Origin of the sequence: Bradyrhizobium sp. B039 (assembly GCF_038965675.1) — a bacterium.
Classification (GTDB): Bacteria; Pseudomonadota; Alphaproteobacteria; order Rhizobiales; family Xanthobacteraceae; genus Bradyrhizobium; species Bradyrhizobium diazoefficiens.
In genome coordinates this window covers 3,182,548-3,194,736 of sequence record NZ_CP152416.1, presented here as the reverse complement: position 1 = coordinate 3,194,736, position 12,189 = coordinate 3,182,548, and the positions used below count along the sequence as shown (strand labels likewise).

The 12,189-nt window shown below is 65.6% G+C and carries 12 protein-coding genes; 1 reads left to right on the top strand and 11 read right to left on the bottom strand.

Features of this window, described 5'->3' with window-relative positions; all coding sequences use genetic code 11:
* Positions 1-74 precede the first annotated feature (74 nt).
* The 9 genes from AAFG50_RS14935 to AAFG50_RS14895 form a co-directional block, all read right to left on the bottom strand.
* Positions 75-1,385: a sugar ABC transporter substrate-binding protein gene (locus AAFG50_RS14935; protein WP_049832420.1), complete on the bottom strand. Its 1,311-nt coding sequence runs from the start codon at positions 1,383-1,385 to the stop codon at positions 75-77.
* 314 nt (positions 1,386-1,699) lie between these two features.
* Positions 1,700-2,650 (bottom strand): DNA-binding transcriptional regulator, encoded by a 951-nt coding sequence (locus tag AAFG50_RS14930; protein ID WP_011086003.1) that lies wholly within the window; start codon positions 2,648-2,650, stop codon positions 1,700-1,702.
* 6 nt (positions 2,651-2,656) lie between these two features.
* Entirely contained in the window at positions 2,657-3,319 is a 663-nt protein-coding gene (locus AAFG50_RS14925) for an HAD family hydrolase (protein ID WP_028172164.1), read from the bottom strand.
* A 73-nt stretch (positions 3,320-3,392) separates the two neighbouring features.
* Positions 3,393-5,312, bottom strand: a complete 1,920-nt coding sequence (locus AAFG50_RS14920) for a VWA domain-containing protein (RefSeq protein WP_053815116.1) — start codon at positions 5,310-5,312, stop codon at positions 3,393-3,395.
* 10 nt (positions 5,313-5,322) lie between these two features.
* Entirely contained in the window at positions 5,323-6,132 is an 810-nt protein-coding gene (locus tag AAFG50_RS14915; protein WP_028172166.1) for a CbbQ/NirQ/NorQ/GpvN family protein, read from the bottom strand.
* Positions 6,133-6,194: 62 nt separating this feature from the next.
* On the bottom strand, positions 6,195-7,541 hold the full coding sequence (locus tag AAFG50_RS14910; RefSeq protein WP_028172167.1) for a cbb3-type cytochrome c oxidase subunit I: 1,347 nt from the start codon (positions 7,539-7,541) through the stop codon (positions 6,195-6,197).
* A gap of 37 nt (positions 7,542-7,578) precedes the next feature.
* On the bottom strand, positions 7,579-8,031 hold the full coding sequence (locus AAFG50_RS14905; protein ID WP_027546282.1) for a cytochrome c: 453 nt from the start codon (positions 8,029-8,031) through the stop codon (positions 7,579-7,581).
* A gap of 95 nt (positions 8,032-8,126) precedes the next feature.
* Complete coding sequence (locus AAFG50_RS14900) at positions 8,127-8,390, bottom strand: cytochrome C oxidase subunit IV family protein (RefSeq protein WP_028172168.1); 264 nt, start codon at positions 8,388-8,390, stop codon at positions 8,127-8,129.
* Positions 8,390-8,965, bottom strand: a complete 576-nt coding sequence (locus AAFG50_RS14895) for a cytochrome c oxidase subunit 3 family protein (protein ID WP_011085996.1) — start codon at positions 8,963-8,965, stop codon at positions 8,390-8,392. Before AAFG50_RS14895 ends, AAFG50_RS14900 begins: the two co-directional genes overlap by 1 nt.
* A gap of 169 nt (positions 8,966-9,134) precedes the next feature.
* Here AAFG50_RS14895 and AAFG50_RS14890 point away from each other — a divergent pair, with 169 nt between their 5' ends.
* Positions 9,135-9,290: a hypothetical protein gene (locus tag AAFG50_RS14890; protein ID WP_091892367.1), complete on the top strand. Its 156-nt coding sequence runs from the start codon at positions 9,135-9,137 to the stop codon at positions 9,288-9,290.
* Positions 9,291-9,392: 102 nt separating this feature from the next.
* Here the strand turns inward: AAFG50_RS14890 and mmsB are convergent, their stop codons facing one another.
* Complete coding sequence (gene mmsB, locus AAFG50_RS14885; RefSeq protein ID WP_011085994.1) at positions 9,393-10,583, bottom strand: multiple monosaccharide ABC transporter permease; 1,191 nt, start codon at positions 10,581-10,583, stop codon at positions 9,393-9,395.
* Positions 10,580-12,157 carry a multiple monosaccharide ABC transporter ATP-binding protein gene (mmsA, locus tag AAFG50_RS14880; protein ID WP_028172169.1) on the bottom strand — a complete coding sequence of 526 codons (1,578 nt, stop codon included), beginning with the start codon at positions 12,155-12,157 and terminating at the stop codon, positions 10,580-10,582. The genes mmsB and mmsA overlap by 4 nt, the downstream gene beginning before the upstream one ends.
* Positions 12,158-12,189 lie beyond the last annotated feature (32 nt).

Here is a 12,189-nt window from a genome sequence, read left to right as displayed (position 1 = left end):
AAGAAGGCGGCCATCCATCCGGGGCTGGACTGGAGGATGGCCGCCAGTTTGAGCTCAGGAGGGAGAGCTCGGGTTCACTTGATGTAACCGGCGCGCTTCATCTCGCGCTCGGTCACGGATTGCGCCGCGGTGAGCGCGGCATCGACCGTCATCGAGCCCGAAAGCGCCGCCGAGAACTGCTGGCCCACCTGGGTGCCGATGCCCTGGAACTCGGGGATCGCGGCATATTGCACGCCCACGTAAGGCACCGGCTTCACCGTCGGCTTGTTCGGATCGGCGGCGTCGATCGAGGCCAGCGTCAATTTGGCGAAGGGCGCGACCTTCAGGTATTCAGGGTTCTGGTAGAGCGAGGTGCGGGTGCCCGGCGGCACGTTCGCCCAGCCCTCCTTCGAGGCCACAAGTTTCGTGTAGTCCTTGCTCGTTGCCCAGGCGATGAACTTTTCGGCCGCTTCCGCCTTCTTCGAGCCGGCGGGGATCGCCAGATTCCAGGCCCACAGCCAGTTGGCGTTCTTGCCGAGCCCGGTGTTGGGCGCGAGCGCAAAGCCGACCTTGTCGGCGACCTTGGAGTCCTTGGGATTGGTGACGAAGGACGCCGCCACCGTCGCGTCGATCCACATCGCGCATTTGCCGGCGTTGAACAGTGCCAGGTTCTCGTTGAAGCCGTTGGAGCTCGCGCCGGGAGGGCCGGCGTCCTTCATCAGGTTCACATAGGTCGTGAGCGTCGTCTTCCATTCCGGCGTATTGAACTGCGGCACCCACTTCTCGTCGAACCAGCGCGCACCGTAGGAATTGGCCATCGCGGAGAGGAACGCCATGTTCTCGCCCCAGCCGGCTTTGCCGCGCAGGCAGATGCCATAGACGCCCGCGTTCTTGTCGGTCAGCTTCTTGGCGGCGTCGATCACGAAATCCCAGGTCGGCTTCTCCGGCATCTTCAGGCCGGCCTTGTCGAACAGGTCGGTGCGGTACATCACCATCGAGCTCTCGCCGTAGAACGGCGCGGCATAGAGCTTGCCGTCGGTGGAGACCGCGTCCTTGATCCTGGGCAGCAGGTCGGCGACGTCGTAATCGGCACCGAGATTGGCGAGCGGCACCAGCCAGCCCTTCTTGGCCCAGATCGGCACCTCATAGGTGCCGATGGTGAGCACGTCGAACTGACCGCCCTTGGTGGCGATGTCGGTGGTGACGCGCTGGCGCAGCACGTTCTCCTCCAGCGTCACCCATTTCACAGTGATATCGGGGTTCTTCTTGGTGAATTCACCGGTCAGCCCCTGCATGCGGATCATGTCGCCGTTGTTGACGGTGGCGATCGTCAGGGTGGTTTCGGCCATCGCGGGGATGGCCAGCAGGACGGACGCGCCGCAGACGGCGCCGAGGACGTGTTTCACGGTGACCTCCCTCAAACTCGCGTTTTGAGCATATGCCCACGCGTTGGGCGTATGTTCGGATGAGGGATACCGCTTGTCAAGCAGGCGCGCGGGTGTTTCGGCAACTTATGAGTGCTGCGATGCGGGAGGGCGGGCTGTTGCGCACCCTCCCCTGTCATGCCCCGCGCAGGCGGGGCATCCAGTACGCCGTGCTGTCTGTTGGTTTGCCCCAAGTGAGGCCGCGGCGTACTGGATCATCCGCCTCCGCGGATGATGACAGTGTTGTGCGGGGAAAGACCTTCCGCCTCGCAAGGATGCTGACGTGCTGGCTCGCCTCAGCGCTCCAGGATCGCCCTTGCCGTCGCCTCGTCGGTGATCAGGCCGTTGATCAGCCCTCCGCTCAAGGCCGCCGCGATCGCCGGGACCTTGGCGGCGCCGACCGCGGCGCCAATGGTCGTGGTCTTCGCCGGAACTTCCGGCGGAATGCTGGTGAGGCGCTTGTTGGTGCCGGCCTTGAGCAGGCGGCCCTTGGCGTCATAGGCCCAGCCGGTGATCTCGCCGATCGCCCCCTGCCGCATCATCTCGAACAGTTCGTCGCGGGTGACGAAGCCGTCGATATGGACCTGCGCCTTCTGGTCCATCTGACCGATGCCGACGAGGCGCAGATCCGCCTTGGCCGCGACCGCCTTCACCTTGGCGATCGGCTCGATGCGCACCATCCTGTTGCGCTCGTCCTCCGACGACATGAGGAACGGCAGCGGCATCGGGTAGTGCCGCGCCCCGGTGCGGTCGGCGAGCCGCCCGACGGTGTCGTAGAAGCTCGCCGAACCGTCGGCGGAGATGTTGCCGACCAGCGAAACGATCTGGTGATTGGGCCGGTCGATCGGCGTGACGCGCTCGACCGCGGCGCGCACCGCCCGCCCGGTGCCGAGCGCGACGATGACGGGCGTTTCGGAGCGCAGCGTGGAATCGAGCAGGTTGGCGCAGCGCTCGGCAATGCCGGCGGTCGCCTGCGGCGCGGCGGGATCTTCTGGCACCACCTCGCAATGGACGAGATCGAACCGCTCCTTCAGACGCGCCGCCAATTCCATGCAGGCGGCGATGGGATGTTCGAGCCGGAAGGTGATCAGCCGCTCGGCAAGGCAGAGCGAGACCAGCCGCTGCGCCGAGGCGCGCGAGACCTGGAGCATTTTTGCGATCTCGTCCTGGGTGTGGCCGGCAATGAAATAGAGCCAGCCGGCCCGCGCGGCGTCGTCGAGTCTCGACTTGTCGTTCTCGGCGGCCATGCGGGCTCACATCTCCCAGAAATCGCTCATGCGCGCGAAGACCCGATCGGCCCCGGCGGCGGACAATATAGCCCGGCCGTCGCGGGCGCGATAATGGCTGCCGCCGACAAATCCCCATACGGTCATGCCGGCCGCCCTGCCGGCCTGCACACCGCTGACGCTGTCCTCGATCACCAGCGTGCGCGCGGGCTCCGCGCCCATCTGCGCCGCCGCGTGAAGAAAGAGATCCGGCGCCGGCTTGCCGTGCCTGACCATCTGCGCTGTGTAGAGCCGCGCGCCGAAATGCGCCCGAAGGCCGGTGACATCGAGCGAGAGCGAGACACGGTCGATGTCGCTGGACGAGGCCACGCAGAACGGCGCGGCGAGCCCGGAGATCACCGCCCCTACCCCGGGGATCGGCTCGAGCGAAGCAGAGAACGTCTCCAGCACACGCGACTTCAATCGCGGCAGGAAGCCATCCGGCACGACCTGCCCGAGATCACGGTAGTGCTGCTCGATCGCCCTGGTGCTGCGCCCGAGAAACAGCTCGAGCGCCTGCTCCTCGCTGAGCGCGAGGCCGAATTCGGCCAGCACCTCCGACAAGCACCGGCAGCTCAAGAGCTCGCTATCGACGAGCACGCCGTCACAATCGAAGATGATGAGATCGGGTTTTGGCCGGCCTTGGTCCATTCGGACATTCGATCATATACTCACCGCATGAGCAATAGCTCAGGCAAGAACGCGGTGCCGCGGCGTTCCCGCCTCAATGCGCCACCTGCCGGTAGATCGCCGGCAGCGCCGCAGGCAATCGCTTGATGTTGCCGACGATCGCATAGCCGCCGCGCCCGAACAGCGTTGGAAAATAGGATTGCGCGGTCGCGTCGACCGTCACGCCGAAGACGGCGATGCCGAGCCGGCGCGCTTCCTGCACGGACTTCCTGGTGTCCTCGACCGCAAAGCGCCCCTCGTAGTGATCGACGTCGTTCGGCTTGCCGTCGGTGAGGACGAGCAGCAGCTTCTTGCGCTGCGGCTGGCGCGCCAGCTCGGCCGAGGCGTGGCGCACTGCGGCGCCGATCCGCGTATAATAACCGGGCTTGAGCGCGCCGATCCGGCGCTCGACCAGTCCGCTCATCGGCTCGCCGAACGCCTTGATCGTTTCGAGCCGCACCCAGGACCGCCGGCGCGAGGTGAAGGTCAGGATGCTGTGGTGGTCGCCGCAGGCCGACAGCCCGTGTGCGAGCACGAGCAACGCCTCCTTCTCGACGTCGAGCACGCGGTAGCCGTCAACCCAGGCATCCGTCGAGAGTGAGACGTCCGCGAGCAGCGTGACGGCGAGATCGTGCCCCTGCGGCCGCATTGCCATGTGGACGCGATCAAGACCCGCGCCATTGCCGCCGGCGCGAAGATCGCACCGCGCGCGCACGAGCGCATCAAGATCGAGATCGTGTCCGTCGGCCTGCGCACGCATCAATTCGTGGCGCGGCCGCAGGATCTCGAAGCGGCGGCGCACCTGGCGGATGTGGCGGCGCATGGTCTCGTCCGGCGTCCAGCTCTCACCTCGCTCGGAGGCCGCGCCGGCGAGCACGCGGCAATGATCGGACAGATAGGAGCTGCTGCGATAATCCCATTCGGGATAGGTCAAATCCGCGTTCAGGCGCGAGGCGTCGAGGGCTTCCGGCGGCAGGTCGAGATCGAATTTGAAGCGGCTCGCCGGCTTGCCGCTGCGGCGGCTGAGCGTGATCTCCTCGAGATCGTCGGCCGCCTTCTGTGCGTCTTCGTCATCGCTGTCGTCGGCCGGGCGATCGACATTGACCATTTCGGCCATCGCGAGGATCTTTTCGAAGCGGTTGAGCACGAAGGGATCGCTGCGATTGGCGCCGTCCTCGCGCTCGCGGACGGCGAAACGCTTGCGATTGTCCTGGGCTGCGGGCTCCGCGCCATCAGCGCACTCGTCCTCGCCGGCATGCGCGGGCGACAGCTCGCGCGTCCAGCAATCGCCCCAGAGCGGGCACGGCAGGATCGAATGATAGCCCGGCGGCGCCTTGTCCGGCAGCGGCTCCGTTCCCATCATCGCCGGCCATAATTTGCCCGCGGGCGCAGGTCCCGCTCCGAGCAGGGCGAGAACGATCTGCTCGATCTCCTGCTCGATGCGCGGTAACGGACGCCGCGGCCGGGCCGCGGCGGTTGCCGCGGCAAGCTGCGCGTAATCGGCGACGAGCCCGGGAAACTGCGTGAGCACAAAGACCGCCGTTTCGGCGGCGCGGCGCAGCACCAGCAGATCGCGCCTAAGCGGATCGGCCTCCACAATCGTCTCGATCGGCGCGACCGCGAACCATGCCGCGAGCCAGCGATAGAGGCATGCGTTGAGCTCGCGGTCGGGAAAGATCGCGATGCGATCGGGCAGGAAGATGGTTGCGGCGTCGCGGCCCGGCTGCTCGAGACGCTCGTCGCCGAGGCCGATGCGTTGCCGCCAGCCGAGCCGGTGCCCGGACTTGCGGGCGCCGGCGCTTGCGATCTGCACGCCGGCCTCGCCGCCGAGCGCGCGGAACATCACCGCGATCCGGTCCCTCACCTCGGTGAGCGACACCGCGTGATCGGCGTGAACCGGATAGCTCGCGGTGCCGCCGACCATCCGGTGCCAGGCACGGCCGACCGTTTCCTCCAGTTCGAGGAAGTCGAGCATGGGCCCGTCCTCACCCGATCACGGCGCGCGCGACGTCGAGCAGCGCGGCCTTGACGTCGGAATCGTCGGTCAAGGGCTCGATCATGCCGGCCAGCACGGCGTCGGCGATCGGCGTGCCCGCGGCGATCAGGGTCGCGCAATAGACGACGAGGCGCGTCGAGACGCCCTCCTCCAGATCGTGCCCCCTAAGTGCGCGCAGCCGCCCGGCCAGCGCAACCAGCGGCCGCACGCGATCCGGCGGCAGCCCGCTCTCGGCGGACACCACCGCGACCTCCTGCTCTGGGGCTAAGAAGCCGAACTCGATGGCGACGAAGCGCTGCCGCGTCGAGGGCTTCAGTGCCTTGAGCAGCGTCTGGTAACCGGGATTGTAGGACACGACGAGCATGAAGCTCTTCGGTGCCGCCAGCTCCTCGCCGGTGCGCTCCAGCGGCAGGATGCGGCGATCGTCGGTGAGCGGATGCAGCACCACGGTGACGTCCTTGCGCGCTTCCACCACCTCGTCGAGATAGCAGATGCCGCCCTCGCGCACCGCGCGCGTCAGCGGACCGTCGGTCCATACGGTGTCGCCGCCCTTCAATAGATAGCGGCCGGTGAGATCGGCGGCGGTGAGATCGTCGTGGCAGGCCACGGTGTGGAGCGGCAGTCCGAGCCGTGCCGCCATATGCGCGACGAAGCGCGTCTTGCCGCAACCGGTCGGCCCCTTGAGCAGGACCGGAAGCTGATGACGCCAGGCGTGCTCGAACAGCGCGCATTCATTGCCGGTTGCGACATAGGCCGGCAACGCGGGCGCCGAGGTCACCGTGTGAAGGGCAGGTTTCATGATGTCTCTCCGGACTTTCCAGGAAGCAGGCGGCCGCGGCGAACCGCGGCCGCCATTTGCGTTTACTCAGCCGGCTGCAGCGCGGCGGGCACGGTCGCCTGCTTCTCGCGGCCCGGCACCAGCACCGCCCAGACGAACATCAGCGCGGAGATCGCGACGAACACGCCGGAACCGAGCCGGACCCAGTAGAACATCGCGAGCTGGTCCTGCACGTCCATGTAGCTCTGGCCGAGCACGCGCTGGAGGTGGACCTGGACCACGCCGGCGAAGGTCAGCGCAAAGGTCATGGTCATCATGGCCGTGCACATGATCCAGAAGCTCGTCATGCTGAGCCACTGGTTGTATGGCGCGCGTCCCTTCAGCTGCGGGATCGCATAGGCCATCACCGACAGGTTCAGCATCACATAGGCGCCGAAGAAGGCGAGATGGCCGTGCGCGGCGGTGACCTGGGTGCCGTGGGTGTAGTAGTTCACCGAGGACAGCGTGTGCAGGAAGCCCCAGACGCCGGCACCGAGGAACGCCATCACCGAGCAGCCGACCGACCACAGCAGCGCGGCGCGGTTCGGATGCTTGCGGCCGGCCTTCCAGGTCATCTGCACGGTGAAGATCACCATGGTGAAGAACGGCGCGACCTCGAGCGTCGAGAACAGCGAGCCGATCCACTGCCAGTAGCCGGGCGCGCCGATCCAGTAGAAGTGATGGCCGGTGCCGAGGATGCCCGAGAACAGGGCAAGGCCGATGATGACGTAGAGCCACTTCTCGACCACCTCGCGGTCGATGCCGTTGAGCTTGATCATCAGGTAGGCGAGCACGGAGGCCATGATCAGCTCCCAGACGCCTTCGACCCAGAGATGGACGACGTACCACCAGTACATCTTGTCGACGGCGAGGTTCGCCGGATTGTAGAACGCGAACAGGAAGAAGATCGCAACGCCCCACAGGCCGAACAGCAGGATGTTGGTCACCGTGGTCTTGCGGCCCTTGAGCGCCGTCATGGTCACGTTGAACAGGAACATCAGGCAGACCACGACGATGCCGACCTTGATGATGAAGGGTTGCTCGAGGAATTCGCGGCCCTCGTGGTAGTGGAAGAGATAGCCGACCACGGCGACGCCGGCCGCGCCGAAGAACATCCAGAACTGGATCTTCGCCAGCAGCGGGCTGTACAGCTCGGTCTCGGTCTCCTCCGGGAGCAGGAAGTAGGTCGCACCCATGAAGCCGATCAGCGACCATACGATCAGCGCGTTGGTATGGATCATCCTGACGATGTTGAACGGCAGGAGGGTCGACAGGGTGTTGGGCAGGACGTAGATGGTTCCGGCGAGCAGGCCGAACAGGACCTGGGCCAGGAACAGCGTCAGCGCGCCGTAGAAATACAGCATCGCGACTTTCTGGGTCTGATATTTCATCTCGGTTCTCTCTGTCTTGAAAGAGGATTAGCGGCGCTCAACCGGCCTTGTTCGGCGGCCAGTCCTGGCGCTTGATCGTGCTCACCCATTGCAGGAAGTCGGCAAGATCGTTGAGCTCCTGGTCGGTCAGGTTGAACTGCGGCATCTGCCGCCGGCCCTCGGCGCCCGACGGCTGCGACTGCATCCAGGCCTTCAGCGTCTCGCGCGCAGCGGCCGGATCTTCCTTGCCGCCCCAGCGATCCCAGACGTTGCCGACCTCGGGGGCGAAATAGGCGCCCTCACCGAGCAAGGTGTGGCAGTTGATGCAGGAGTTCTTCTCCCAGACATGCTTGCCGCGGGCGACCGACGACGTCAGCGTCGAAGCGTCGGTCGAGGTCGTGGCCATGTAGTAATGGCTGTGCGCCGTCAGCCCTATGAAGATGGCGAAGAAAAAAGCCGAGCCGCCGTAGAAGACGTTTCGAGCGGCCGACTTGGTCAGGCGTTCAGCCATTGCCAATCCTTTCCGGTTGATTCCTGTCGAGGTCCGATGCTGCGATTTATTGCCGCTTCGCGCGGCCGGTTCTTTGTCAGGGCGCAATGAGCGCGTCAGATCAGGGCGACGACGGCCGACACGGACCAGGCAAACAGCACGACGATGACGACCCAGGCGCTCACGAGGCCGCGCCAGAGCGCCGGCGCGGCGCGGAGATCGAGGAAATCGAGCACGATCCGGCGCCCCTTGAGCGCGGCGAAGGCCAGCAGCAGGGCGTTGCCGAGCAGCGGACGCGTCACAAGGGATGGCACCAGGACGGTCGCGAGCGCGAGGCCGATCAGCACGATCCATGTGAGGTCGAGACGATCCGGCATCATCAGCGCACCAGATACAGGATCGGAAACATGACGATCCAGAGCAGGTCGACCATGTGCCAGAAGGCGGCCCCCGTCTCGACGCCGATCACCTCTGCCCTCCGGGAAACCACGGCCAGGATCACGATGCCGAGGCCGACATGCAGGAGATGAAAGCCGGTGAGAAGGAAGTACAGCGTGAAGAACGGGCTGGTCTCCAGCCCGTTTCCCTGCGCGATCTCGCCGGCATATTCGAGCAGCTTGATCGCGATGAAGACGCCGCCAAGGGCCATGGCACCGAACAGCCAGCCGCGCGCGGCCTGCTTGCGTCGTGCCCGTGCGGCAGCCGTGCCGCGGGCCGCGGCCCAGCCGCTGGTCACCAGGACGATTGTGTTGAGCCCGGCGAGATGCGCATCGAGCGTGGCCTGTCCGGCCGCGAACATCGCGGGATGAATGGCGCGGGCGACGATGAAGGCGCCGAGGAACAGGCCGAACGCGGCCAGCTCGCTGAAGATCAGCACCCAGATCATGGGATCGCCGGGGAGATCCTCGAGGATGCCCCAGCCGGTTCCCTGTTGTTCGCAATCGGTTGCCGACATCTGCCTTCCGGATCAGGACACCGGACAGACTTAGCTGACCCGCCCCGATCCGAGTTTGTCGGCGGACAAACTGGTGGATTGCGCCGGCTTGTTTGCGCCGACGCAACGTCCACCCGCCCGGATCACGGTAGGAACCACCTCAGGATTTCAGGGAGCGGCGAGCAACGATATGAGCGACGCACAAATCGGGCTGATGACCGCGACCCCCATCATCATCGCGTTCGCCATCGCGCTCAGGCGCATGGGGGTACTGTCAACCGTGGCGACCGTCTCGGCGGTCAGCCTCTCCGTCGCCATCGCGGCGGTGCTGTTCACCACGCAGTAGCGGCTGCCGTAGGGTGGACGCGTGCCCACCACTTCTCGCGCGATCGTGGAAGGGTGGTAGGCACGGCGCTTACGCGCCTTTGCCGACCCTACAACAGTCCACTCACCGCCGCTGATTATACACGTCGATGCACACCGCTCCCAGCAGCACCAGGCCCTTGATGACCTGCTGATAGTCGATGCCGATGCCGAGGATGGACATGCCGTTGTTCATCACGCCCATGATCATGGCGCCGACCACGGCGCCGCCGACGCGGCCCACGCCGCCATAGGCCGAGGCGCCGCCGATGAAGCAGGCAGCGATGACGTCGAGCTCGAAGCCCAAGCCCGCCTTCGGCGTTGCGGTGTTGAGGCGCGCGGCGAAGACGAGGCCGGCGAGCGCGGCCAGCACGCCCATGTTGACGAAGGTGAGGAAGGTCAGCCGCTCGGTCTTGATGCCCGACAGGCTTGCCGCCTTGGCATTGCCGCCGACCGCGTAGATCTGCCGCCCGATCACGGTGCGACGGGTGACGAAGCCGTAGAGCGCGATCAGCGCGCCCATGATCACCAGCACGTTGGGCAGGCCACGATGCGAGGCGATCAGATAGGTGAAGTAGAGCACGGCGCAGGCCAGCAAAATGCTCTTGCCGAGAAAGAAGGCATAAGGCTCGACCTCGATGCCGTGCGACTGCTCGCGCGACCGGCCCTTGGCGCTGACATAGACGAGGCCGAGCGCGAGCACGGCGCCGATCAGCATGGAGGTCGGATGCAGCGTGCCGGCCTCGGGCAGTATCTCCGGAATGAAGCCCGAGGACAGTTTCTGGAAGGTCGCCGGGAACGGCCCGAGCGACTGGCCCTGCAACACCGCAAGCGCAAGACCCTTGAACACGAGCATGCCGGCCAGCGTCACGATGAAGGACGGGATCTTGAAATAGGCCACCCAATAGCCCTGCGCCGCGCCGATCGCGGCGCCCAGCAGCAGGCAGGCGATGAAGGCCAGCGTGTAGTCGACCTTGTACGTCACCATCAGCACGGCGGCCACCGCGCCGACGAAGCCCGCGACCGAACCGACCGAGAGGTCGATATGGCCGGTGACGATCACCAGCAGCATGCCGAGCGCCATGATGACGATGTAGCTGTTCTGGAGCACCAGGTTGGTCAAATTGAGCGGCTGGAGCAGCGTGCCGCCGGTCATGACCTGGAAGAACAGCATGATCGCGATCAGCGACATCAGCATGCCGTAATTGCGCAAATTATTCTTGATGAAGCTGCCGTGCCGGCGCTCCTCGGGCAGCGAAACCGTCTTGTCGGTCATGGCTGCAATCCTCCCATCTCCGCGGCCTCAGGCACGCCGTTTCCGTTGCTTCTCTGGTTGCGCATGATGGCGCGCATGATCTTCTCCTGCGTCGCTTCCGTGCCGGAGAACTCGCCGACGAAAGCGCCGTCGTTCATCACGCAGATGCGGTCGCAGATGCCAAGCAGCTCGGGCATCTCCGAGGAGATGACCACGACGCCGCGGCCGGCCTCCGCAAGCTCGTTGATGATACAGTAAATCTCGTATTTGGCACCGACGTCGATGCCCCTTGTCGGCTCGTCCAGGATCAGCACTTTGGGGTCGGTCATCAGCCATTTCGACAGCACCACCTTCTGCTGGTTGCCGCCGGAGAGCTGGCCGGTCTCCTGGTAGACGTCCGAGCAGCGGATGCGCATGCGGTTCCTGTAGTCGCTGGCAACCTTCAGCTCGGCGATGTCGTCGATCACCCTCCCCGGCGCGACCTGGTCGAGGCTGGCGAGCGTGATGTTCTTGCGGACGTCGTCGGCGAGGATCAGCCCGAGCTGCTTGCGGTCCTCGGTGACATAGGCAAGGCCGGCGTCGATCGCGGCGGCGACGCTCGGCAGCACGATCTCCCTGCCCTCGAGCCGGATATGGCCGCTGATATTGGTGCCCCAGGAGCGGCCGAACAGGCTCATGGCGAATTCGGTGCGGCCGGCGCCCATCAGCCCGGCGATGCCGACGACCTCGCCGCGCTTGACGCCGAAATTGACGTTCTTGATCACCTGCCGCTCGGGATGAATGGGGTGATAGACCGACCAGTTCTCGATGGCGAGCACGGGCTCGCCGATCTTCACGCTGCGCTCGGGGAAGCGATGGGCGAGATCGCGGTTGACCATGCTGCGGATGATGCGGTCTTCCTGGATCGGCTCGGCACGGCAGTCGATGCTGTCGACGGTGCGGCCGTCGCGCAGCACGGTGATGTGGTCGGCGACCTTGGCCACCTCGTTGAGCTTGTGCGAGATCAGGATCGAGCCGATGCCCTGCTCGCGGAACGCCATCAGGCGTTCGAGCAATGCGGCGCTATCGGCTTCGTTGAGGCTCGCGGTCGGCTCGTCCAGGATCAGCATGCGCACCCGCTTGGACAGCGCCTTGGCGATCTCGACCAGCTGCTGCTTGCCGACGCCGAGGTCGGTGATCAGCGTATCCGGCGATTCCCTCAGGCCGACCTGCGCCAGCAGCCCGCGCGTGCGCCGGTACACCTCGTCGCGGTCGATCACGCCGAATTTCGACGGCGGATGCGACAGGAAGATGTTTTCGGCGATCGACATCAACGGGATCAACGCCAGCTCCTGGTGGATGATGATGATGCCGAGCGCCTCGGAATCGTTGATGTCACGGAAGCGGCGCTCCTCGCCCTCGAAGATGATGGTGCCCTCGTAGCTGCCGTGCGGATAGACCCCGCTGAGCACCTTCATCAGCGTGGACTTGCCGGCGCCGTTCTCGCCGACAAGCGCGTGGATCTGCCCGGCGTGAACCGAGAAGTTGACGTCGCGCAGCGCCTGGACGCCGGCAAAGCTCTTGCTGACGTTGCGCATCTCCAACATGGCGGTCATCGTCGTTGTCCCTTGGTCGCTGACTTCACCTC

What these genes read in the sequence shown, in the direction of transcription:
- AAFG50_RS14930 (WP_011086003.1), bottom strand. Translation starts at nt 2,650, where the DNA reads ATGGCCGCCGAGAACGACAAGTCGAGACTCGACGACGCCGCGCGGGCC.
- AAFG50_RS14925 (WP_028172164.1), bottom strand. Translation starts at nt 3,319, where the DNA reads ATGGACCAAGGCCGGCCAAAACCCGATCTCATCATCTTCGATTGTGAC.
- AAFG50_RS14920 (WP_053815116.1), bottom strand. Translation starts at nt 5,312, where the DNA reads ATGCTCGACTTCCTCGAACTGGAGGAAACGGTCGGCCGTGCCTGGCAC.
- AAFG50_RS14915 (WP_028172166.1), bottom strand. Translation starts at nt 6,132, where the DNA reads ATGAAACCTGCCCTTCACACGGTGACCTCGGCGCCCGCGTTGCCGGCC.
- AAFG50_RS14910 (WP_028172167.1), bottom strand. Translation starts at nt 7,541, where the DNA reads ATGAAATATCAGACCCAGAAAGTCGCGATGCTGTATTTCTACGGCGCG.
- AAFG50_RS14905 (WP_027546282.1), bottom strand. Translation starts at nt 8,031, where the DNA reads ATGGCTGAACGCCTGACCAAGTCGGCCGCTCGAAACGTCTTCTACGGC.
- AAFG50_RS14900 (WP_028172168.1), bottom strand. Translation starts at nt 8,390, where the DNA reads ATGATGCCGGATCGTCTCGACCTCACATGGATCGTGCTGATCGGCCTC.
- AAFG50_RS14895 (WP_011085996.1), bottom strand. Translation starts at nt 8,965, where the DNA reads ATGTCGGCAACCGATTGCGAACAACAGGGAACCGGCTGGGGCATCCTC.
- AAFG50_RS14890 (WP_091892367.1), top strand. Translation starts at nt 9,135, where the DNA reads ATGAGCGACGCACAAATCGGGCTGATGACCGCGACCCCCATCATCATC.
- mmsB (WP_011085994.1), bottom strand. Translation starts at nt 10,583, where the DNA reads ATGACCGACAAGACGGTTTCGCTGCCCGAGGAGCGCCGGCACGGCAGC.
- mmsA (WP_028172169.1), bottom strand. Translation starts at nt 12,157, where the DNA reads ATGACCGCCATGTTGGAGATGCGCAACGTCAGCAAGAGCTTTGCCGGC.